The 21,133-nt window shown below is 51.6% G+C and carries 25 protein-coding genes and 1 riboswitch; of the genes, 11 read left to right on the plus strand and 14 right to left on the minus strand.

The window, feature by feature from the left end:
• The first annotated feature begins 148 nt into the window (after positions 1–148).
• The 3 genes from metH to L2Y54_RS14105 all read left to right on the plus strand — a co-directional run bounded on the left by metH (position 149) and on the right by L2Y54_RS14105 (position 4,628).
• Complete coding sequence (gene metH / locus L2Y54_RS14095) at positions 149–3,871, plus strand: methionine synthase (protein WP_236496927.1); 3,723 nt, start codon at positions 149–151, stop codon at positions 3,869–3,871.
• 77 nt (positions 3,872–3,948) lie between these two features.
• A complete protein-coding gene (locus L2Y54_RS14100; protein WP_236496929.1) occupies positions 3,949–4,389 on the plus strand; it encodes a type II toxin-antitoxin system VapC family toxin in 441 nt (146 codons plus the stop codon).
• Positions 4,389–4,628, plus strand: coding sequence for a hypothetical protein (locus tag L2Y54_RS14105; protein WP_236496930.1), 240 nt, complete (start codon positions 4,389–4,391; stop codon positions 4,626–4,628). Before L2Y54_RS14100 ends, L2Y54_RS14105 begins: the two co-directional genes overlap by 1 nt.
• A 33-nt stretch (positions 4,629–4,661) precedes the next feature.
• On the opposite strand, the gene L2Y54_RS14110 is transcribed toward L2Y54_RS14105, so the two are convergent.
• Positions 4,662–5,261 carry a DUF938 domain-containing protein gene (locus L2Y54_RS14110; RefSeq protein ID WP_236496932.1) on the minus strand — a complete coding sequence of 200 codons (600 nt, stop codon included), beginning with the start codon at positions 5,259–5,261 and terminating at the stop codon, positions 4,662–4,664.
• 81 nt (positions 5,262–5,342) lie between these two features.
• Here L2Y54_RS14110 and L2Y54_RS14115 point away from each other — a divergent pair, with 81 nt between their 5' ends.
• Entirely contained in the window at positions 5,343–6,029 is a 687-nt protein-coding gene (locus tag L2Y54_RS14115; protein ID WP_236496933.1) for an alpha/beta hydrolase, read from the plus strand.
• 435 nt (positions 6,030–6,464) lie between these two features.
• Here L2Y54_RS14115 and L2Y54_RS14120 read toward each other — a convergent pair whose 3' ends face one another.
• Positions 6,465–7,106, minus strand: a complete 642-nt coding sequence (locus L2Y54_RS14120; RefSeq protein WP_236496934.1) for a PIN domain-containing protein — start codon at positions 7,104–7,106, stop codon at positions 6,465–6,467.
• Between the two features lie 139 nt (positions 7,107–7,245).
• Between L2Y54_RS14120 and L2Y54_RS14125 the strand changes: the two genes are divergently transcribed.
• Positions 7,246–7,581: a XisI protein gene (locus tag L2Y54_RS14125; RefSeq protein ID WP_236496936.1), complete on the plus strand. Its 336-nt coding sequence runs from the start codon at positions 7,246–7,248 to the stop codon at positions 7,579–7,581.
• Here the strand turns inward: L2Y54_RS14125 and L2Y54_RS14130 are convergent.
• The 6 genes from L2Y54_RS14130 to L2Y54_RS14155 all read right to left on the minus strand — a co-directional run bounded on the left by L2Y54_RS14130 (position 7,578) and on the right by L2Y54_RS14155 (position 10,735).
• The gene (locus L2Y54_RS14130; protein WP_236496937.1) at positions 7,578–8,114 is read right to left on the minus strand and encodes a hypothetical protein; all 537 of its coding nucleotides are present in this window, start codon (positions 8,112–8,114) and stop codon (positions 7,578–7,580) included. The two genes, L2Y54_RS14125 and L2Y54_RS14130, sit on opposite strands and share 4 nt — an antisense overlap.
• A 98-nt stretch (positions 8,115–8,212) precedes the next feature.
• Positions 8,213–8,488 (minus strand): type II toxin-antitoxin system YafQ family toxin, encoded by a 276-nt coding sequence (locus L2Y54_RS14135; RefSeq protein ID WP_236496939.1) that lies wholly within the window; start codon positions 8,486–8,488, stop codon positions 8,213–8,215.
• Complete coding sequence (locus L2Y54_RS14140) at positions 8,485–8,748, minus strand: type II toxin-antitoxin system RelB/DinJ family antitoxin (protein WP_236496940.1); 264 nt, start codon at positions 8,746–8,748, stop codon at positions 8,485–8,487. Before L2Y54_RS14140 ends, L2Y54_RS14135 begins: the two co-directional genes overlap by 4 nt.
• An 88-nt stretch (positions 8,749–8,836) precedes the next feature.
• Positions 8,837–9,427 (minus strand): putative adenosine monophosphate-protein transferase Fic, encoded by a 591-nt coding sequence (locus L2Y54_RS14145; RefSeq protein ID WP_236496942.1) that lies wholly within the window; start codon positions 9,425–9,427, stop codon positions 8,837–8,839.
• A complete protein-coding gene (locus L2Y54_RS14150) occupies positions 9,411–10,160 on the minus strand; it encodes a YhfG family protein (protein WP_236496944.1) in 750 nt (249 codons plus the stop codon). Before L2Y54_RS14150 ends, L2Y54_RS14145 begins: the two co-directional genes overlap by 17 nt.
• Positions 10,157–10,735, minus strand: coding sequence for a ComF family protein (locus L2Y54_RS14155; protein WP_236496946.1), 579 nt, complete (start codon positions 10,733–10,735; stop codon positions 10,157–10,159). Before L2Y54_RS14155 ends, L2Y54_RS14150 begins: the two co-directional genes overlap by 4 nt.
• 213 nt (positions 10,736–10,948) lie before the next feature.
• Between L2Y54_RS14155 and L2Y54_RS14160 the strand changes: the two genes are divergently transcribed.
• Positions 10,949–11,224, plus strand: a complete 276-nt coding sequence (locus L2Y54_RS14160) for a hypothetical protein (protein ID WP_236496947.1) — start codon at positions 10,949–10,951, stop codon at positions 11,222–11,224.
• A gap of 14 nt (positions 11,225–11,238) precedes the next feature.
• Positions 11,239–11,511, plus strand: a complete 273-nt coding sequence (locus tag L2Y54_RS14165) for a hypothetical protein (protein ID WP_236496949.1) — start codon at positions 11,239–11,241, stop codon at positions 11,509–11,511.
• A 61-nt stretch (positions 11,512–11,572) separates the two neighbouring features.
• On the opposite strand, the gene gcvP is transcribed toward L2Y54_RS14165, so the two are convergent.
• The 4 genes from gcvP to L2Y54_RS14185 form a co-directional block, all read right to left on the minus strand.
• Positions 11,573–14,524: an aminomethyl-transferring glycine dehydrogenase gene (gcvP, locus tag L2Y54_RS14170; protein WP_236496950.1), complete on the minus strand. Its 2,952-nt coding sequence runs from the start codon at positions 14,522–14,524 to the stop codon at positions 11,573–11,575.
• A gap of 17 nt (positions 14,525–14,541) precedes the next feature.
• Positions 14,542–14,928, minus strand: a complete 387-nt coding sequence (gcvH, locus tag L2Y54_RS14175; RefSeq protein WP_236496951.1) for a glycine cleavage system protein GcvH — start codon at positions 14,926–14,928, stop codon at positions 14,542–14,544.
• 17 nt (positions 14,929–14,945) lie between these two features.
• On the minus strand, positions 14,946–16,028 hold the full coding sequence (gene gcvT, locus L2Y54_RS14180; RefSeq protein WP_236496953.1) for a glycine cleavage system aminomethyltransferase GcvT: 1,083 nt from the start codon (positions 16,026–16,028) through the stop codon (positions 14,946–14,948).
• Between the two features lie 150 nt (positions 16,029–16,178).
• Positions 16,179–16,279: riboswitch (glycine riboswitch) on the minus strand.
• 86 nt (positions 16,280–16,365) lie between these two features.
• Entirely contained in the window at positions 16,366–16,581 is a 216-nt protein-coding gene (locus L2Y54_RS14185) for a hypothetical protein (RefSeq protein ID WP_236496955.1), read from the minus strand.
• Between the two features lie 221 nt (positions 16,582–16,802).
• Between L2Y54_RS14185 and L2Y54_RS14190 the strand changes: the two genes are divergently transcribed.
• Entirely contained in the window at positions 16,803–17,402 is a 600-nt protein-coding gene (locus L2Y54_RS14190; protein ID WP_236496957.1) for a YceI family protein, read from the plus strand.
• Here L2Y54_RS14190 and L2Y54_RS14195 read toward each other — a convergent pair.
• Complete coding sequence (locus L2Y54_RS14195; RefSeq protein ID WP_236496959.1) at positions 17,377–17,955, minus strand: PqiC family protein; 579 nt, start codon at positions 17,953–17,955, stop codon at positions 17,377–17,379. The two genes, L2Y54_RS14190 and L2Y54_RS14195, sit on opposite strands and share 26 nt — an antisense overlap.
• A gap of 3 nt (positions 17,956–17,958) precedes the next feature.
• Positions 17,959–18,336 (minus strand): YchJ family protein, encoded by a 378-nt coding sequence (locus L2Y54_RS14200; protein ID WP_236496961.1) that lies wholly within the window; start codon positions 18,334–18,336, stop codon positions 17,959–17,961.
• Positions 18,337–18,405: 69 nt separating this feature from the next.
• Here L2Y54_RS14200 and L2Y54_RS14205 point away from each other — a divergent pair, with 69 nt between their 5' ends.
• From L2Y54_RS14205 to L2Y54_RS14215, 3 genes are read left to right on the plus strand one after another with little or no spacing between them, the layout of a single operon-like run.
• Positions 18,406–19,161 carry a class I SAM-dependent methyltransferase gene (locus tag L2Y54_RS14205; RefSeq protein ID WP_236496962.1) on the plus strand — a complete coding sequence of 252 codons (756 nt, stop codon included), beginning with the start codon at positions 18,406–18,408 and terminating at the stop codon, positions 19,159–19,161.
• 56 nt (positions 19,162–19,217) lie between these two features.
• A complete protein-coding gene (locus tag L2Y54_RS14210; RefSeq protein ID WP_236496963.1) occupies positions 19,218–20,705 on the plus strand; it encodes a leucyl aminopeptidase in 1,488 nt (495 codons plus the stop codon).
• Positions 20,702–21,130, plus strand: a complete 429-nt coding sequence (locus tag L2Y54_RS14215; protein WP_236496965.1) for a DNA polymerase III subunit chi — start codon at positions 20,702–20,704, stop codon at positions 21,128–21,130. Before L2Y54_RS14210 ends, L2Y54_RS14215 begins: the two co-directional genes overlap by 4 nt.
• Positions 21,131–21,133: the final 3 nt, after the last annotated feature.

The following is a 21,133-nucleotide window of genomic DNA, read 5'->3' on the forward strand; positions in this document are numbered from 1 at the left end:
AAATGTTAATCGGTTTGGACAGCACCCATTAATCGCTTACGCCCCAAACACATACCAGATACATCACGCATTCCCATAAGACAGCTTATGTTCTGTGCGTCAATTCTGGTAGGATACGCGCCTTAACTGAATTGCTGATGGCTTAACCATGAACCGCACAACCCAACTACAAAACGCCCTTGCTGATCGCATCCTCATCCTTGATGGGGCGATGGGCACGATGATCCAACGCTACAAGCTGGAAGAAGCCGATTATCGCGGCACGCGCTTTGCCGACTGGCACAAGGACATCAAGGGCAATAACGACCTGTTGGTGCTGACCAAACCGGAAGTCATCCGCACGATTCACGGGGAATACCTCGCCGCTGGCGCAGATATTCTCGAAACCAATACCTTCAACGCCACCACAATTTCGATGCACGACTACGACATGCAAGACCTGTCGTATGAAATCAACGTGGAAGCGGCAAAGCTGGCGCGTTCCGTCGCTGACGAATACAGCACGCCCGACAAACCGCGCTTCGTCGCAGGCGTACTCGGTCCCACCAGCCGCACTTGCAGCATTTCCCCCGACGTGAACGACCCCGGTTTCCGCAACGTCACCTTCGATGCGCTGGTCACAGCCTACATGGAATCCACCCGTGGTCTGATCGAAGGCGGCGCGGATATTATCCTGATCGAAACCATTTTCGACACGCTCAATGCCAAAGCTGCCGTGTTTGCGGTCAAGCAGGTGTTCGACGAAGACAATATCGAACTGCCGATTATGATTTCCGGCACGATTACCGATGCGTCAGGGCGTACATTGTCCGGGCAAACCACCGAAGCGTTCTACAACGCGCTGGCACACGCTGACGCAATTTCGTTTGGGTTGAACTGCGCACTGGGGCCGGATTTGCTGCGTCAATATGTCGAAGAAATGTCCCGCGTGTGCGCTTCCCACGTTTCCGCCCACCCCAACGCGGGTTTGCCGAATGAAATGGGCGAATACGACATGGATGGCGCGGAAATGGCAGTCCACATCCGTGAATGGGCGCAAAGCGGTTTCCTGAATATCGTCGGCGGCTGCTGCGGCACATCGCCTGCACACATCAAAGCCATTGCCGACGCAGTGGCAGGGATTGCACCACGCCAATTGCCAACGCTTGCCAAAGAATGCCGCCTTTCCGGTCTTGAACCGTTCAATATCGGTGCAAACAGCCTGTTTGTGAATGTGGGCGAACGCACCAATGTAACGGGTTCCATCAAATTCAAGCGTTTGATCAAAGAAGGCAATTACACCGAAGCCCTCGAAGTTGCGTTAGAACAAGTCGAAAGTGGCGCACAAATCATCGACGTGAACATGGACGAAGGCTTGTTGGATGCCGAAAAGGAAATGACGCGCTTCCTTAACTTGATTGCGTCTGAGCCGGACATTGCGCGTGTGCCGGTGATGGTCGATTCTTCTAAGTGGGAAGTCATCGAAGCGGGTTTGAAATGCATCCAAGGCAAGGGCATTGTTAACTCGATTTCGATGAAAGAAGGCGAAGAGAAATTCATCGCACAAGCCAAGCTGGTACGCCGCTACGGGGCAGCAGTGATCGTGATGGCATTCGACGAACAAGGGCAAGCGGATACGCAAGCGCGGAAAATCGAGATTTGCACCCGCGCTTACAAGATTTTGACCGAACAAGTCGGCTTCCCGCCCGAAGACATTATTTTTGACCCGAACATCTTCGCGGTCGCCACGGGGATCGACGAACACAATAATTACGCGGTGGACTTTATCGAAGCCACGCGCTGGATTCGCCAGAACCTGCCACACGCGCACATTTCCGGCGGGGTTTCCAACGTATCGTTCTCGTTCCGAGGCAATAATCCGGTGCGCGAAGCCATCCACAGCGTGTTCCTTTACCATGCGATCAAAGCAGGCATGGATATGGGGATTGTGAATGCGGGGCAAATGGCGATTTACGACGATATTCCTGCCGAATTGCGCGATGCGGTTGAGGACGTAATCCAGAACAAGGACGCGGCTGCGACCGAACGCTTGCTGGATATTGCCGCGAAATACAAAGGCGATGGCTCGGCTGAAGTGAAGAAGGAAGACCTCGAATGGCGTTCATGGCCGGTTGAAAAACGCCTTGAACACGCGCTGGTGAAAGGCATTGATGCCTTCGTCAACGAAGACACCGAAGAGGCACGGGTGAAACTCGGTCGTCCGCTGCTGGTGATCGAAGGCCCGTTGATGGATGGCATGAACGTGGTCGGCGACTTGTTCGGCGCGGGCAAAATGTTCCTGCCGCAAGTGGTTAAGTCCGCCCGCGTGATGAAGAAATCGGTGGCGTACCTCGACCCCTTCATGGAAGCCGAAAAGGCCGGTTACGAAGTGCAAGCCAACGGCAAAATCCTGATGGCAACCGTGAAAGGCGACGTGCATGACATCGGCAAAAACATTGTCGGCGTGGTGTTGCAGTGCAATAGCTACGAAGTGATCGACCTTGGCGTGATGGTTTCGGCGGAAAAAATCCTGCAAGTGGCGCGTGAGCAGAAGGTGGATATTATCGGCTTGTCCGGTCTGATTACGCCGTCGCTGGATGAAATGGTGCATGTTGCCAAGGAAATGCAGCGGCAGGATTTCCATGTGCCGTTGCTGATTGGTGGGGCTACTACGTCCAAAATTCATACGGCGGTGAAGATTGAGCCGCAGTTTAAGAACGACATTGTGGTGTATGTGCCGGATGCGTCGCGGGCGGTTGGTGTGGCGAGTGCATTGCTTTCCAAAGAGCAAAAGCCGGATTATGTGGCGAGCATTCGGGCGGAATATGAGCAGGTGCGCGTGAAGCGGGCGGCGAATCAGACTGAGCGTAAGTTGGTGAGCATTGCGGCGGCACGGGCGAATAAGTTTCAGGTGGATTGGGCGGGGTATACGCCGCCGAAGCCGAAGACCCTCACCCCCCAACCCCCTCTCCCAGAGGTAGAGGGGGGGAAGAATATCATTGTGTTTGGGGATTATCCGCTGGATGAACTGGTGGAGCGGATTGATTGGACGCCGTTTTTCCGTAGTTGGGAATTGGCGGGGCGTTTCCCGGATATTCTGACGGATGAGGTGGTGGGCGAGGAATGCACTAAGTTGTATGCGGATGCGCAGGCGATGTTACAGCAGATGGTGGCGGAAAAGTGGGTGCAGGCTAAAGCGGTGGTTGGGTTCTTCCCGGCGAATGCGCAAGGCGATGATGTGGTGTTGTATACCGATGAGAGCCGTACACAAACCTTGAGCGTGTTGCATAATTTGCGGATGCAGATGGAGCGTAATGGGCAGCAGCCGAATTTCTGTTTGGGGGATTTTGTTGCGCCTGTGGAATCGGGTAAGGCGGACTGGATGGGCGTGTTTGCGGTGAGTACCGGCTTTGGCATTGAAGCGCACTTGAAAGCCTTCCGCGAAAAGCACGACGATTACAGCGCGATTATGCTGGAAGCTTTGTGTGACCGTTTGGCGGAAGCCTTGGCAGAGCGGATGCACGAGCGCGTGCGTAAGGAATTCTGGGGTTATGCGGCGGATGAAACGCTGGATAATAACGCGATGATTGCCGAGAAATATCAGGGGATTCGCCCTGCCCCCGGCTATCCAGCTTGCCCTGATCACACCGAAAAAGGCACGTTGTGGACGTTGCTGGATGTTGAGGCGAATACGGGGATGATCATTACCGAATCGTTTGCGATGTATCCGGCGGCTTCAGTGTCGGGCTGGTATTTCAGCCACCCGGATTCACGGTACTTCGGGATTGGGCGGATTGCGCGGGATCAGGTCGAGGATTATGCCAAGCGTAAGGGGATGACGTTGGCGGAAGCGGAACGGTGGTTGGCTCCGGTGTTGGGGTATGAGGCTTAAAGCATAGTAGTTCAGGCTGCTTGTTCAACTACGACAACCCTAATGCACGAAGTTTGTATCCATGTTAGGCTTTCAATATGAAAATTTACCTTGATGTTTGTTGCCTGAACCGTCCGTTTGATGATCAATCTCAAGACCGTATCCATCTTGAGGCTGAGGCTGTCTTGGCTATTATTAAGCAGGTTGAGCAGGGCGATTGGCATTGGGTGAGCAGCGATGTCGTCGCTTATGAAATCAACAATACGCCGAGTGACGAACGTAAAGAACGCTTGTGGTCGATGGAGTGTCGTGCGTCAGAACGGTTGGAACTTACGGATGCTATCTTTCAACAATCCGAGGCAATCCAACAACTGGGGTTTTCAACGTATGATGCATTGCACCTTGCGTTTGCTGAAATCGCTGAAGTTGATATTTTTCTCAGTACAGACGACAAGCTACTGAAGCGAGCGCAACGATGTGTTGGGCAAATCAAGGTTAAAGTCGCAAATCCGTTAGCATGGCTACAAGAGGTGATTTGATGAACGCACAAGTAATGACTCCTAATGAAATTCGTCGGGCGGGCATCCAAGTTCTCATTCAGGGCTTGGGCGCGGTTGGCATGGTGCGCTTTCTCCAGCAAAGCGAAACAGGTTGGGGTAACTACACTAAAGAACGCAGTCAATGGTTGGGCAATCCGACACTAGCAGAAGTCAGGGCGGATATTCTCCGGTTGAAGCAAGACCCAAGCAATCCGTTGCGGCAGCGAGTTAAACCATGATGCCGAGAACAACTTGGCATGAATGTCAAACCCCTACCCCCGCCGCCACACCAACGTGCGGTTATTCACCGGCATCGTGTAATCGTGTTGAAACTGCATCCCCGCTTGTTCCGCTAAGCGGTTGAGATCGGCGAAATCCCGGATTCCACTGCGCGGATCGCGCTGCTTCAGCCACTGGTCAAAGCGTGCATTGCTCGCGCTGGTGTATTGCCCCTCGTAATTGAAAGGGCCGTACAGCACTAGCAAACCACCAGAGGGCAACAATGTGCCAACCCCGGCGAAAAATGCCTCCACCTCCGACCACCCCATGATGTGAACGGTGTTGGCGGAATACACCGCATCCACTGCCAACGCAGGCCACGCATCGCGTACTACATCCAACGCCAGCGGTACACGGGTGTTCGGCAAACCCGCTTCATCCAACCACATCTGGATACCGGCATGATGCGCCGCCACATCGCTGGTATGCCACACCAAATGCGGCATCGCGGCGGCGAAATGCACCGCGTGTTGCCCCGTGCCACTGCCAATTTCCAGTACCGCACGGCAATCCTGCAATAACGGCGCAAGCACCGCCAGAATGGGGGCTTTATTCTCTTCGCACGCTTCAGAAAACGGTTTAGTTAACATCATTTGCTCTCCCGGTTTTGTAAAAAAGTAGCTCGATTGGCGTCAAATTGCTATGTTGCGCCAACAGTATCAGGAGAATGCCACATGCAACAATCACCACACCAACCGCCTATTCACTATTTGCCCGCTGTTGAAGTTGAACCCACCTCCCCCGCCACTGCTGCGGTCATCTGGCTGCACGGTTTGGGCGCGGATGGACACGATTTTGTGCCGATCATTCCCGAACTGGGTTTGCCGCCTGACCACGGAATTCGGTTTATTTTTCCCCATGCGCCAGCGTTGCCAGTAACCGTCAACGGCGGTTATGTCATGCCCGCTTGGTATGATATTTTGGAAATCGACCTCGACCGCAAGGTGGATGTGGCGCAATTGCAAACCTCCGCCCACGAAGTGGGCAAGCTGATTGAGCGCGAAATCGCACGCGGCATTCCCAGCGAGCGCATTGTCATTGCGGGCTTTTCGCAAGGCGGCGCGGTGGCGTATCAATCCGCACTGAGCTACCCCAAACCACTGGCGGGCTTGCTGGCGCTATCGACGTATTTTGCTACGACCGATACGGTTGACTTGAATGCGGCGAATGCGCAATTGCCAATCCACATTTTCCACGGCAAGCAAGACACGATTGTGCCGGATTTGCTGGCACTCAAGGCGTGTCGCTGGCTGCGTGAACGCGGGTATGCTCCGGCGTATTCAGAATACCCGTTGGGGCATAATGTGTTTGCGGAAGAGATTGCGGAAGTGGGTCGGTGTTTGCGGAAATGGTTAAATTGAGAGAATTAATTAATCAATTAATCTGACTTTCTCCAAAATTTTTTCTCGCAATCATGGCAATAACAAAGCTTTTTCTTGGGGTACAAGAGCCTTTGCCACCATGAGCGATGCCGAAATAATATAAATGTGCTTCCGCAATAAGGACAGCGAACAGGTACGTCCGTTTGCTTATTGGTATTGGTTTGTGAGGAATTCATAGCCTGCCCCTCGCAAGGACAAGTTTAACTGGTAATTGCCATTGTATATTAATAATTACACAAGATCCAATAACCAATACATAAGATTAACTAATTGACAATAACAAACAGAATGTCATTGATACGTTTGGGGGGTTCATGCTTGATGATAGAAAGCTATTTTATAGCGCGGTTTAGTATATATCGGCGTGAAAATCTGTTTACATCACCGACAGGAATCGGAAGACATTCCTAATTTTTATTCAGATGCAATGGGTTCGACTGACGGGATTACACGCATCAAATAACTCACTTTATTATCTGCGCTGATTTTGATGAGCTTGAGCTGCTCCAATTGTTCCACTAAAGCAATCACCTCATTATCAGTTAGCTTTTTGGCAAATATAGAATGAATGTGCGACATCAAGCTATTACGTGTTGCTGGACGGTTGGCAACATGCTTAGTCAGACGCTCAGTCAGCAGTGTTATTTTGTCAGCAACAGGCAACGCTGGAAGATCCACAAACACCGGAATCTGGGCAAATTCATCATGCCGCGCCGCTGATACTTTCAATTGCTTCAAATGCGTGATCAGCGGGTCAAAACCTTTGTCTTTAGAAACAATGTGAAAATAACCCGTTGGGTCTTGCTTTGCCCATTGCCCAACGTGGAAGGAAAGCACGAAATCCAGCGCATTTTTCCCCGCGCAATTCGCCTCGATCAAACCCACTTGATCGGCGTGCGCCAATAGCTGCTTGATCAACGAGATCGGTAACTGCTTTTGCTTATCGCCAATCACTAACAACAAGATGACAGGCTTGCCGCTAATCAACCCAATATCATGCACTTGAGTATTTTCAAAATCGACGAAGATGTAGTTGGTACGTTTGGGGTTTTCCATGCCTTTGCCTTGTGGGTGACGCTCAGAGGCATGGTTGGGGAGAACCGCAAGTAGGTCAATTATTTCCGACAAATCGCCTTATTCACCAGTATCAAGTTAAACTGATTGTATTCAAACCGGATCAAGAGGTTATCTCACAATGGATAAGTTAATGCTGTACCGCCAAGCCATCAAGAATCTGCTGAAGGAGTACGCTGACCTCTCTGCTGCTGACAAAGATGTGGATACGCAACTGCTGTTTGATGAACAGCATGATCATTACCAACTGATGCACGTTGGTTGGAAAAATGGGCGGCGTATTTACGGCTCAGTCATCCATCTGGATTTGATCAATGGGAAAGTGTGGTTGCAACACAACGGTACTGAGGGCGATATTGCCCAAGAATTGATGGCTCTCGGTGTGGCGCGGGAGCATATTGTGTTGGGTTTTCGTTCGCCTGCGGTGCGGGTGCATACAGGGTATGCGGTGGCTTAACGCTTTATGGGGCAATCATCGAATATCGACTTGAGTTGTTGCGCGTGGGCTTTAAACAAGCGCATCTGGTGTTCCAATTTCATGCAGTAATCCAGTTCCATTTGTTCTTCGGGCGCAAGGCTCGTGTTTCTGAGCTTTTGGATTAAGTCGCCGACTCTCTGTCCCAACATGGCGGCTTCTTCGGCATCTTGTTCGTCATACCAGCGTTGCAACTGCGCACGTTCTTCGTCTGATAGCGGTAAACCGCGTGTGGCTCTATCATGTAGTGCCTTTCCCAGATCATCCGCGACACGTTGCCCGGCTACAGTTTGCAAATCTTCAAGCACCGAGTCATCCGATACCTGAAAACCTACGCCGAAATGCTCTCGTAGGCGGTACAAGAATTCATTGAAACTCAGATCGGCAAGCGCGGCAGCAGCGGCAAAGCTGACTTTGTGCGCGAAGTACAAACCAGCAGCGAGAAAGAAAGCGGCTGCATTCTCGCCTAGCGGTTCGAGTATCTCTTCAAAATCTGGCTTCAGTTGTAGTTGCATAAGTGTGTCCTCAAAACCCCCAATTCCTCGTGAAAAATTTACACCGACACCGCAATCCGTTCAAACAAGGCTTGTAATGGCTGCAAATCAGGTAGCTATCACATCGTTTTGAATAACTGTGCATGGCTTCCAAGCCGTGTCAGGTAGACAAATTGCTCATCGGTTTGGTAGATCAGCAGAGTATCTCCACCTAAATGGAACTCCCGAAAATCAGCCCACTCGCCTTGCAGTGCATGATCGCGGGATTCTGGCGGAAGGGGTTGATCATCCAGCAGTTTGGCAACATACAGAAATAATTTAGTCGCTTGGGTATCAGTCAGGCGAACGTTACGCATGTCTTTGATGAACGCTTTGTGGCGTATGAGTTGTCTCATGGGTTCTGCAATTCACGTTGCAAATCTGTCAGGGTAACAGGCGTAAGATTTTTACGCTCCCTGACATCGCGCATAGCTGCGATTGTTTCATCGTTGGGCAGGCGCACATCAAATGGCAAGCCTTTGGTTGCAACAATCATATTGGTGAAAATATTCACAGCTTCGCTGAAGTTTAAGCCGAGGCGTTCTAAGATGGCTTTAGCTTCTATCAGTTTATCGGTGTCTAGGCGAAGGCTGGTTTGTGTTTTGCTCGTCATCATCAGCATCCTGTATTTATCTTGGTTTTAGCATACCATTTGGGATGCAAAATGCTAGTAAAACCCTTTTTCATGCGTAACATTGAACAGTTTACACAGACACGGCAATCCGCCCAAACAAGGCTTGCAACGGCTGCAAGTCACCCGCATAACCCGCGATATTCGCCGCTACCCATTCGCTACGCTCGACCTTTGCCCAATCCAGCCCGAATCCTGCGTTGATTGCCAGCAAATCGAAAAACAAGCGTTGCGCCCGTCCGTTACCTTCGCGGAAGGGGTGAATCACGTTCAGTTCGCAGTAGTAATGTGCCAGCCGTTCCACAAAGGCGGGTAGTGGCAAACCAACCAGCCAGTTTTCCTGTGCCAGTTTGCCCAGCAGCTTGTTGGCTTCGGTTGCAATGTAAGCGGCGGCACAAAAGCGGGTATTGCCCTTGCTGAGGTCAGTGGAACGCAACTCGCCTGCCCACGGGTACAGGTCTTGAAACAGGTGGTGGTGAATGGCTTGCAAGGCTGGCAAATCAAATACCTGTAAGCGCGTATCGAAGGATTCAGCGCGTAGGTAGCTCAACACCGCTTCCGCCTCTGCCAAGGTGCGGCTGTCCTGCAAGCCCAGCTTGTTGACCAGCGTGCTTGTGCCGCTGTAACAGGCGGGGTCTTCGGCTATCTCATGCTTGCTGTGCATAGTGGTCTTTGGTTTGCTGGATCAGGGTTGCCATGCCTTGCGCCGTTGCTGGCAAGGACAAAGCGGCAATGTCATCTGGTAAGGATAGCCCTTCCAGCCGCAAACTGGCGCGGTAATTGTGGTTGCGGGTTGCCTGATAATAACGCTGTTTGCGCTCATCCGGCGATGGTGGGGCAAAGCTGAGGGTGTTTTGTGCCATGCCATCCAATGTTTGCAAGGTGGCGGTCAGTTTGATCTTTTTGTCTATTTCCGCTACGGCTGCCGGGTCGCATTTGTCCAATAAGGTGCGGGCATCGTCTACGCTGGAAACGGGATAAAATGCGGTATCCGGGGCGAAATAGACCAAGGCTTTTTTGTGCTGTTTCAAAAACGCCAGCACATTATTGAATGAACCGGGGCTTTTGCCATCCCACAGCACAAAACCGTAATCGGCAAGCTGCGCCATTGCTTTATCTTTTTGGGTGTAAAAGGCGCGTCCGGTTATAGTGGCATCCACACTGATGTGTTTGACAGACCAGTTACCCAGATTATTGCGGCAAACATTTCCGGCACAAAATACCGTGACGTGCGGGTATTGCAAGGTCGTCAGGTGTTTTTGCAATGCCTTGTCTGCGCCGTTGGCATCGCCCACCACAATCGCAAACTGTTTATTAATGATGTTTTGCAAACGTGCCAGTATGACGTTGTTCAAACGGGTAATGGTGATTGAGCCTGACAGGAATACCGTGGTCATCGTTTACTCCGGGTTTTGGTCATTACCAGCACAAAGACATTTTTCACCTTGGCTTGCTGATACAGAATATCGGTGGCAACAGTCAGGGTTGAACCAGAACGGTAAAGATCATCGAGCAGCAAGATATTCTTTCCAGCCAGATTAGCGTTGGGATTTAATGTCAGGGAGGTTTTCAGCAAAGCTTGGCGTGCTTGCGGGTCATCAACGTTTTTCAGTTCTTGTCCGCCCGTTTGCTTTTGCAGGACATTATCCAGCACTGGCACATTGATCCGCTGGGCTAAGGCTTGGGCGATTGCGAGCACGGGTTGAATCTTGCGCTGCTTGTTGGTGGATGGCACAGGAATAATAGCATCCATCGTTTCCAGCCCCTTGTACTTGCCGAGCCTATCGACAATCTGCCCCACGACTGACGCATCACCCTGATACTTCAGGCGATACAGCAACTCACCCATCTCACTGCGGGTGGTTTGCCAAGAATCATGACCATGTTCATCCACGCCCATGTACACGCTGTCCAGCGTATGCACATCGTAGGCAAAGCCGCGTTTCCAATTACCTTTCAGTTCGATGGTCATGTGTCTTCTTTCTAAGAAAAATCAATGGTATACCCAACAAATTTCAGCTTAACCCAAAGGCACGCCACAATGCAAATTAGAAATTAAATTATATATAAATCAATAATTTAAAATATTAATAGATCACTAATTAAATAAATTACGCAAAACCATTGACCGACTCTTAAATATTGGTAGAATAGCCACATAAACAATATGAATGGTGATTCAACTATGCAACGACGACATCAAAATGAACTTTTATCACGATTAGAAGCGGTTGTGGATATTGGTTATGCGGTTGTTTATTGGGCTGAGGTTTATCGTTGGTTTGGAGTACAGCGCTTATCTAAAAATGCCTATAGGGAAGTGTTGCGAATGTGGGAGGAAGTCTCAAACCCAGAAGAATTATCTGACAATCCTCATGGGGAATTACAAAAAGTAAATACTCCTGGCGGATTTTTACTTTTAGCTGAAAATTCTATTGAATGCTTTTTCGATGAAAACTAAACAGGAGTATTAATATGTATGCACCAATCATTAATTTATACCTGAACAGCAACTGTAGTTCAGAACGAGCCAAAATATTAGCCAATTTAGTTCGCGGCTTATTAAATTATTCAGAAGGCTTTAATTCCATTTCTGGATTGAGTGACGATAAATTCATTAGAGCAGCACAAAACAACAAAAAAATAAGATTGAAATTCAGCAATGTAAAAAAAGCTCACAATTTCAAAAAGAATGCAGATCAGTTCTTACCAGATGGAATAATAACACGCAGAGTCAAATATCCTTAAAAATAAAATATTTCTAAAAATAAAGGGTGCAAGACGTTGCACCCTTTGCTAGAACTAATTTCTACCGATACGAATCAACCGAAGGACAAGAACACACCAAATTCCGATCCCCATACACATTATCAATCCGGTTCACGGTAGGCCAATACTTCGCCGTCGGGCTAACACCCTGCGGGAACACCGCCTCGGTCTGGCTGTAAGGGCGTTCCCAAGCATTCACCAAATCATCCAGCGTATGCGGCGCATTCACCAGCGGATTATTGTCCGCAGGCCACACGCCCTCCTGCACCTTGCGAATCTCTTCCCGAATCGCGATCATCGCATCGCAGAAACGGTCAAGCTCCTCTTTCGGCTCGGATTCGGTCGGCTCGATCATCAGCGTACCCGCCACCGGGAACGACATGGTAGGCGCGTGGAAACCGTAATCCATCAAGCGTTTAGCAATGTCCGACTCATCAATCCCCGAAGCCGCCTTCAACGGACGAATGTCGATGATGCACTCATGCGCCACCCGCCCATTCGCCCCCCGGAACAGCACCGGATAATGCTCAGCCAAGCGTTGCATGATGTAATTGGCGTTCAATATCGCCATCTCCGTCGCCCGCTGCAAACCCGCCGCGCCCATCAACTTAATGTACGCCCACGAAATCGGCAGAATCGCCCCACTCCCATACGGAGCAGCCGACACCGCACTATTTCCCGGCGCAACCCCATCCGGCGGAGTCACCGCATGGCTGGACAAAAACGGTGCAAGATGCGCCTTCACCCCAATCGGCCCCATGCCAGGGCCACCGCCACCATGCGGAATCGCAAAGGTCTTATGCAAGTTCAAATGCGACACATCCGACCCCATCTTGCCCGGTTTCGACAAGCCCACTTGCGCATTCATGTTCGCGCCATCCATGTACACCTGCCCGCCGAACTGATGCACAATGTCGCAAATTTCCACGATGTCCTGCTCAAACACCCCGTGCGTAGACGGATAAGTCACCATCAAGCACGATAAATTCGCCGCGTGTTTTTCCGCCTTGGCACGCAAATCCGCCACATCCACGTTACCGTTCGCGTCGCACTCGACCACCACCACCTTCAGGCTCACCATCGCCGCCGAAGCCGGATTCGTACCATGCGCCGAACTCGGAATCAAACACACATCCCGATGCGCCTGCCCAATGCTCGCCTGATAACGACGGATCGCCACCAGCCCAGCGTATTCGCCCTGCGCCCCCGAATTTGGCTGCATCGAAATCGCATCATAGCCAGTGATTTCCACCAACCAATCCTCCAACTCCTTGATCATGGCGCGATAACCCACGGTCTGCTCCTGCGGCGCAAACGGGTGAATATCCGCAAACTCTGACCAAGTAACCGGCATCATTTCCGTGGTCGCATTCAACTTCATGGTGCAAGAACCCAACGGAATCATCCCATGCGCCAACGAGAAATCCTTATTCTCCAAGCGCTTCAAATAACGCAACATTTCCGATTCCGAATGGTGCGAATTGAATACCGGATGCGTCAGGAAATCGCTGGTACGCTGATAGCCGGATGGAATCCCGCTGAAACCTTCCGCAACAACCGCCGCATCCAGCGCATCCACATCCAAACCATGCCCTGCACCTAGCAGCACATCGAACAGCTCGGCAATGTCAGCGCGGGTCTTGCGCTCATCAATACTGATACCGATATTGCCATCAGGGAAATGGCGGAAATTGATGCAGGCATGAAGAACCTCACCCCCCGCCCCCCTCTCCTTAACAGGAGAGGGGGAGGAAGAATGCACTCGCTCTTGTCCCCCCTCTCCTGTCAAGGAGAGGGGGTTAGGGGGTGAGGTTCTTTCAACCACCACCGTATCAAACCACGTATCATTCAGCAGCGTCACCCCCTTCTGCTGCAAGCCCTTCGCCAGAATATTCGTCAGCCGATGAATCCGCCCCGCAATCGTCTTCAAGCCTTCCGCGCCGTGATACACCGCATAAAACCCCGCCATATTCGCCAGCAACGCCTGCGCCGTACAAATATTGGAAGTCGCCTTCTCACGACGGATATGCTGTTCACGGGTCTGCATCGCCATGCGCAACGCTTGCTTGCCGTGGCTATCAATCGAAACGCCAATTACCCGACCCGGCATGGTGCGCTTAAACGCATCTTTCGTGGCAAAAAACGCCGCGTGAGGGCCACCGAACGCCATCGGCACACCGAAACGCTGTGAGTTGCCAACCACCACATCCGCGCCCATTTCGCCGGGAGCTTTCAACATCACCAACGCCATCAGATCGGAAGCCACACATACCAACGCTTTTTGCGCGTGCGCCTGCTTAATCAAGGCTTCAATATCGCCAACTTCGCCGGTAGTGCCAGGGTATTGCAGCAACACACCAAACACTTCCTGCCCCGCCAACTCGCTATACGGGTTGCCGATAATGAGTTCAAAGCCGAAGTGTTCCGCACGGGTTTTCAGCACGTCGATGGTTTGCGGATGCACATCCGCACCCACAAAAAACTTGTCCGATTTGAGCTTATTGGAACGCTTGCACAGCGTCATTGCTTCCGCTGCCGCCGTTGCTTCGTCCAACAAGGAGGCATTGGCAATGTCCATGCCCGTCAAATCCGTGACCATTTGCTGGTAATTGAGCAAGCCTTCCAGCCGCCCTTGGGAAATTTCCGGCTGATACGGCGTATACGCGGTGTACCAACCGGGGTTTTCCAAGACATTACGCAAAATGACCGGTGGCACAACCGTGTCGTAATAGCCCATACCGATGTACGACTTGGCAACAACATTTTGCCGCGCCAATTGCTTCAAATAAGCCAACGTTTCGGCTTCGGAACGGCTGCCGTCGATTGCCAACGGTGCTGGCAGGCGGATGCTCGCAGGCACAGTGCTATCAATCAGCGCATCCAGCGATTCCGCGCCCACGGTTTGCAGCATCGCGGCAGTATCCGCCGCGTTGGGGCCGATGTGGCGGGCAATAAAATCGTCGTGTTGTTCAAGTTCGTACAAAGTTGTCATTCGGTATCTGCCTTTAATTACTCGTCACATTCCGCTTTGTATGCGTCTGCATCCATCAATTCACCCAGCGCGTCTTCGTCATCCACACGCATCACGAACAGCCAGCCGTCACCGTAAGGGTCAGAATTGATCAGTTCCGGTGAGTCTTGCACCGCCTCATTCGCTTCAACGATGATACCGGGGACTGGCGCGTAAATATCAGAAGCTGCCTTCACCGATTCCGCTATCGCACAACCGTCTTCTGCACCGAATTCTGTGCCAACTTCTGGTAAATCAACGTGTACCAAGTCACCCAGCAACTCTTGCGCATGGTCAGTAATGCCGACGGTAACAGTGCCGTCGCCATTGTCACGTACCCACTCGTGGGATTTGGTGTATTTCAAATCGGATGGAACATTGCTCATAAATAACTCCTAAAAACTTAATTTAAAACAGATTTGCCATTGCGTGCGAAAACCGGCTTCACCACTTTTGCCGGGTGCAATTTGCCGCGAATATCCACCTCACAGGTGTCGCCACAGCTTGCTGGAACCCGCGCCAACGCAATTGCTACGCCGAGTGTAGGCGAAAAAGTACCGCTGGTTGTTTCACCATCACCACCATTGCATACCACTTTCATATGACTGCGCAATACGCCTTTGCCTTCCAGCACCAGCCCGACGAATTTTTGCGGCACACCTGCGGCTTTCTGTGCTTCCAACGCACTGCGCCCAATAAAGTTACGGTCTTCCGGCTGCCAGCCGATTGTCCAGCCTAAACCTGACACTAATGGAGAGGTGGTTTCGTCCATGTCCGTGCCGTAGAGGTTCATGCCCGCTTCCAGACGCAGGGTATCGCGTGCGCCCAAGCCAATCGGCTTAATGCCAGCGGCTAACAGCGCATCCCACACTTTGTGGGCTTGTGCATTGGGGAACATCATTTCAAAGCCGTCTTCGCCGGTGTAACCCGTGCGGGCAATGAACCAGTCGTTGACGAATGCGCCGTAAAAGGTTTTCAGTGGTTCAACGATAGCCACTTCATCCGCAGGCATAATGCCCAGCACTTTGGCACGCGCATTGGGGCCTTGTGCCGCGATCATGGAAAGGTCGTCACGTTCGGTCAGGGTTACATCAAAGTTGGCGATTTGCTGTTGCATCCACGCAATATCTTTGTCGCGTGTGCCAGCGTTAACCACGATGCGCCATTGGGTTTCGGTGATGAAATACACGATCAAATCGTCAATCACCGTGCCTTCGGGGGTCAACATGCAGCTATACAATGCCTTGCCGGACTCTTTCAGTTTATCAACGTTATTGGCGAGCAGGTATTGCAAAAAGGCTTTGGATTGCGCCCCCACGAGGTCGAGGATGACCATGTGTGATACGTCAAACATGCCCGCGTCGTTGCGGACTTGGTGGTGTTCTTGCAGTTGGGAGCCATAGTGAATGGGCATTTCCCAGCCCGCGAAATCGACCATTTTCGCACCGGATTCAAGGTGCTTGGCGTAAAGTGCAGTACGTTGCATTAGGATTCTTCCAGTTTAACAGGCACAAAAAAAGGGCGGCAAGCCGCTAAGCTTGCCGCCCCTCTGTCCGTTTACCTGAGAGATTCCTTGTTCAGGGAACAAGTTACTACCCTTCGGTGAGTGCGTCCGCACTGCTCTCCAGAGTCAGATCTAGTACTGCCAGTCCTTTTGCCTGAGCGTTTCCGGGCGGAATTGCGCCTTCGGCGGTTGCGGCAACCTTGCGGTGTGCAACACTCTCCTGCCAGTGTTTACTGAATGCGGGGGATTGTAGCGGATGCGGTGCAGCAACTAAAGCACCATTTACGCCTGTGTGGTGAAAAGGGGATACAGTAGCAACCTAGTGCTGCACCATCGGCGTAATGCCGGTCTGCCGCCCATGCTTGTCATAGCTATACAGCAGTGAGCCTTTTTGCACACTAATGCTCTGCGAGTTAAACGCCTTCAAACCATCGGTGGGTAAACGGCTGGGCGCTGAAATGGAAGTGACTGCTTCGCCGTTTTGGTCGTAAATGTAAATTAATGTCCCGCGTTGCACAGCTTTGCTGATTGCCATATGTTATCTCCCTATGTGGTGTAAGTATTTTGTTAAAATTTTCGATCATTCTATCTCTACTGGTAGGGTATCATATAACCCTTGTTAACAATTGACTTAAGTCAAGTAGGGTTCACCCTATCGCGAATGCCCTTGTGATTACCGCATTATATCCGACCAGCGGTATAGTTCAGTTAAGTTACCGTGAAACCAATATTAACCATTATGGGGAAAAATAAATCATGCAACGTACCTTACCATTAATTTGCAAAACTGCACTCAGCTTCGCCCTGCTCTCCGGCACGGCAATGGCGGATTGGGTGCTGGATAATACCCAATCTGCGCTGTATTTCGTTTCCATCAAATCAGACCACATGGCCGAAATCCATACGTTCAAAACGCTCTCTGGTGCGATTACCAAGGCGGGTCAAGGTTCGTTGAATATTGATTTGGCAAGCGTCAGCACCAATATCGACATCCGCGACCAACGGATGCGCGAACAATTGTTTGATACCCAAAAGTTTGCGACGGCAAGCGTCAGCGTCGATTTGAGCAAAACCGGCGTGAAACCCGGCATCCAGACCGTTAATGTCACGCTGGATTTGCATGGCGTGAAAAAAGAAATTCCCGCCACCGTTACCCTCACCGAAGTCGGCAACACCGTGCAAGTGAGCACCGTTGCCCCGATTATGTTGAATGCGGCAGATTTTGACCTAGCGGCTGGCATCACCGCCTTGCGTGAAATCGCGGAATTGCCCAGCATCAGCAATGCCGTGCCAGTCACTTTTTTCCTGAGTTTTGTGAAACAGGCTGAAGCTAACGCGCCGCCAAACCCCGCGTGATCTGATTAGCCAAATCCGCCAGCAAACTGCTTTGCGCTTTCACCAACCCTGTCACCCCCGCCTGTGGGGTTTGACGGGCAAGCGCCACTGGCTCAGTGGTGAGAATTTTCCCATCACTGCCTGCCTGAAGTTGCCATACCCCACGCAACCACGCTTTACCCCCCGGTATGCCATCAAACTGATCCAGTTTCACCACCACCTGATATTGCGGGGTTTGGCTGAGTTCCCACGGCACGATTTGCACCCGCGTGGCAGGCAAACGCATTTGCAAGTGTTGGGCTAAGGTGCGCAGGAATTCGTCTTCCAACTGCCCGCCCCATAAGTGCGTATCGGATATTTCCAAGGTTGTCGCATCTTTACGGATTACCATCCCCTCGCGATCCAGCAAGGTGGGTAAGGTAATCGGACCAACGCCAACGCTGTTAATGGGTTTTGTTATGACCACTGCCGCCGCACTGCCAACATCCGCCGACAAGGTGTGGTATTGCGTGGGCGTGCTGGAACACCCACTCAACAACGCCAAGCATAAAAACACGCTGATTTTATTAGGCATTGCTCACTCTCCAACCACGTAATACCACTTGCTGCCCTCTTTCACAAAGCCGCTGGTTTCATGCAATCTGCTGATTTGTTCGCCGTCACGGTAGCTGGCAATGAATTCAACAATACCCTGTAAATCCTGTTCCCCGCCCAACTCCGTGCGCACAATTTCCAGGCCTAACCACTCCGTCGCAGGCAATTGCAGCAAACCCTTTTTATTGGGGCGGGTGCTGCTGTGCCAACTGCGGTGCAAATACGCGCCATTACGCAACACATACGCACTGTAACGCGAACGCATCAGGGCTTCCGCCGTGGGCGCGGACTTGCCATCGTGATACGGGCGACAACACTGGTTATAGGTTTTATCGGAACCACACGGGCAGTTATTCATCATCACTCCTGTTTGTTGTCAGCAGGGCGTATGCCACAATACACCCTTCACTCACTGTAACGTTACCCTATCATGCCCATGCAAATCCAGAACCTCACCGCCACCACCCGTTGCAACGAACTTGACCTCATTGCCAAACACCTGCCGCTGGAAAACGCCACCGTGCTGGAACTTGGCTGCGGCAAAGCGCAAATGACGCGCCGCATCGCCGAACGCTTCCCCTCGGCACGTATCACTGCCACCGAAGTCGATCAAATCCAACACGCCCATAACGTCGCCCAACAACGCTCCCTGAGCGAAGTCGAAGGGATACACAATATCGAATTCAAGTCAGGCGGCGCACAAGCCATCGACGCGCCCGACAACAGCATTGACGTGGTATTCATGTTCAAATCGCTGCACCACGTTCCCCGCGAACTCATGGCGCAATCCCTGCAAGAAATTGCCCGCGTGCTCAAACCAAGCGGCATGGCATGGATTTCCGAACCCGTGTATGCAGGCGACTTCAACGAAATTTTACGCCTGTTCCACGACGAAAAAGTGGTGCGCGAACTCGCCTTCCAAGCCGTGAGCGATGCCGTCACCACTGGTACGCTGGAACTGGTGGAACAAATCTTCTGCAACACCGAATCGCGTTTTGCCGATTTCAACGAATTCGACGAACGCATTATTCAAGTCACGCACACCAATCATCAGTTGGATGATGCGCTGTACCAAACCGTCAAAGCCCGTTTTAACGCGCATGTGGATGCAGACGGAGCACGCTTTGATAACCCTGCCCGTTTCGATGTATTGCGCAAACCGCCCAATACCCGCGCTTTATTGTGATTTAGCAAACGTCGTGTAAACTGCTGTGCAAGGCAACACCAACATAAGGATAACGCATGAACTACCATTTTGATTCTTCCGCCAATGCCGCTGAACTGCACACCGATTGCGTCGTGGTAGGTGTTTATAAACACGCCAAACTCTCGGCTGCTGCGGCACAAATTGATGCTGCCAGCGCGGGCGCGATCAGCCAACACTTGGATTTCGGCGACTTTACCGGCGATAAAAATCGCACCAGTATACTTTACAATCTGCCCGGCGTCACCGCCAAACGGGTGCTGCTAATCGGCATGGGCGAAAAAGACAAACTCACGCTGGAAACCCTAACCCTGATGACGCAAGCAGCGGTCAACCTACTAAAAACCGCCAAAGTGAACAACGCCGTGTCATTCCTGACCGACGAAATCGCCAGCGAGTATATTGAAGCCGCCGTGCGCCAATCAGTCATCGCCGTGGCGGATACCTTGTACACTTTTGACACTTACAAAAGCAAAAAAGACGATGCGCCGCGCACCACCTTAGAAGGTTGGACAGTCGCGCACACGATTGCCGGTGAATTCACCACTGCGCTGTTGCAAGGCAATGCCATTGCCGAAGGAATGCGCGTCAGCCGTGACCTTGCCAATAGCCCAGGTAATGTTTGCACCCCCACGTATCTGGCGGATATTGCGCAAGAACTGGCGAATTCCTCCAATAAAGTCGACATCAATATCCTCGAAGAAGCCGATATGGAAGCCCTCGGCATGGGTTCATTCCTTTCCGTTTCCAAAGGCAGCGCCGAAGACGGCAAAATGATCATCCTGCAATACCACGGCGGTAATTCGGGCGATGCGCCATTTGTCCTTGTTGGCAAAGGCATTACCTTCGACACTGGCGGCATTTCACTCAAACCCGGCAATGCGATGGATGAAATGAAATTCGACATGAGCGGTGCTGCCAGCGTGATCGGAACATTGACCGCGTGTGTTGGGATGCAATTACCCATGAACATCGTCGGCGTGATTGCCGCTGCCGAAAACATGCCCAGCAGCAAAGCCAGTAAACCCGGCGACATTGTTACCAGCATGTCGGGCAAAACCATTGAAATCCTCAACACCGACGCGGAAGGTCGCTTGGTGCTGTGCGACGCGCTGACGTATGTGGAACGCTTTAACCCCGTTGCCGTGGTCGATATTGCGACGCTGACCGGCGCGTGTATTACCGCTTTGGGCTACCATATCAGTGGCTTACTGAGCAATAACGAGGCACTCGCGGACGAAGTACTCGCGGCGGGCAAACAAGCCAATGACGAAGCGTGGCGCTTGCCGATGGGTGAGAAATACCACGATCAACTCAAAAGCAACTTCGCCGATCTTGCCAATATCGGCGGGCCACCGGGCGGCACAATTACCGCCGCGTGCTTTTTGTCACGTTTCACCGAAAGCTACCCTTGGGCGCATCTCGACATTGCCGGTACAGCTTGGAAAAGCGGTGCAGCCAAAGGCGCAACCGGTCGCCCTGTTCCACTGCTGTGCCAACTGCTGATTAATCGCGCCAAAGCATGACCAAAATAGATTTTTACGTCGGAAAAACCAACAGCTTGCAGGCGCGGTTATTACTCGCCTGCAAGGTGGTGATGAAAGCGCACCAGCAACAATTGCACACCTACATCCACACGGATGCGCCGACAACCAGCGGGAAATTGGATGAATTATTGTGGACGTTTAACGAACTCGCCTTCATTCCACACGCGCTTGCGCCAGCACAAGCGCAAAACGTGCGCATTTTGATCGGTCACGACCATGAACCGATGGAAAATTGCGGGCTACTCATCAATCTTTCCAACGAAATACCTACTTTTTTCTCACGTTTTGAGCGTTTAGCCGAAATGTTAGATCAAGAAGAGGCCGTACTACACGCTGGTCGTAAACGCTACCAGTTTTACCGTGACCGGGGCTATAATCTGGATTACCATCAACTTAAGATTTAATAA

It is taken from the genome of Thiothrix winogradskyi, from assembly GCF_021650935.1.
Lineage (GTDB): Bacteria > Pseudomonadota > Gammaproteobacteria > Thiotrichales > Thiotrichaceae > Thiothrix > Thiothrix winogradskyi.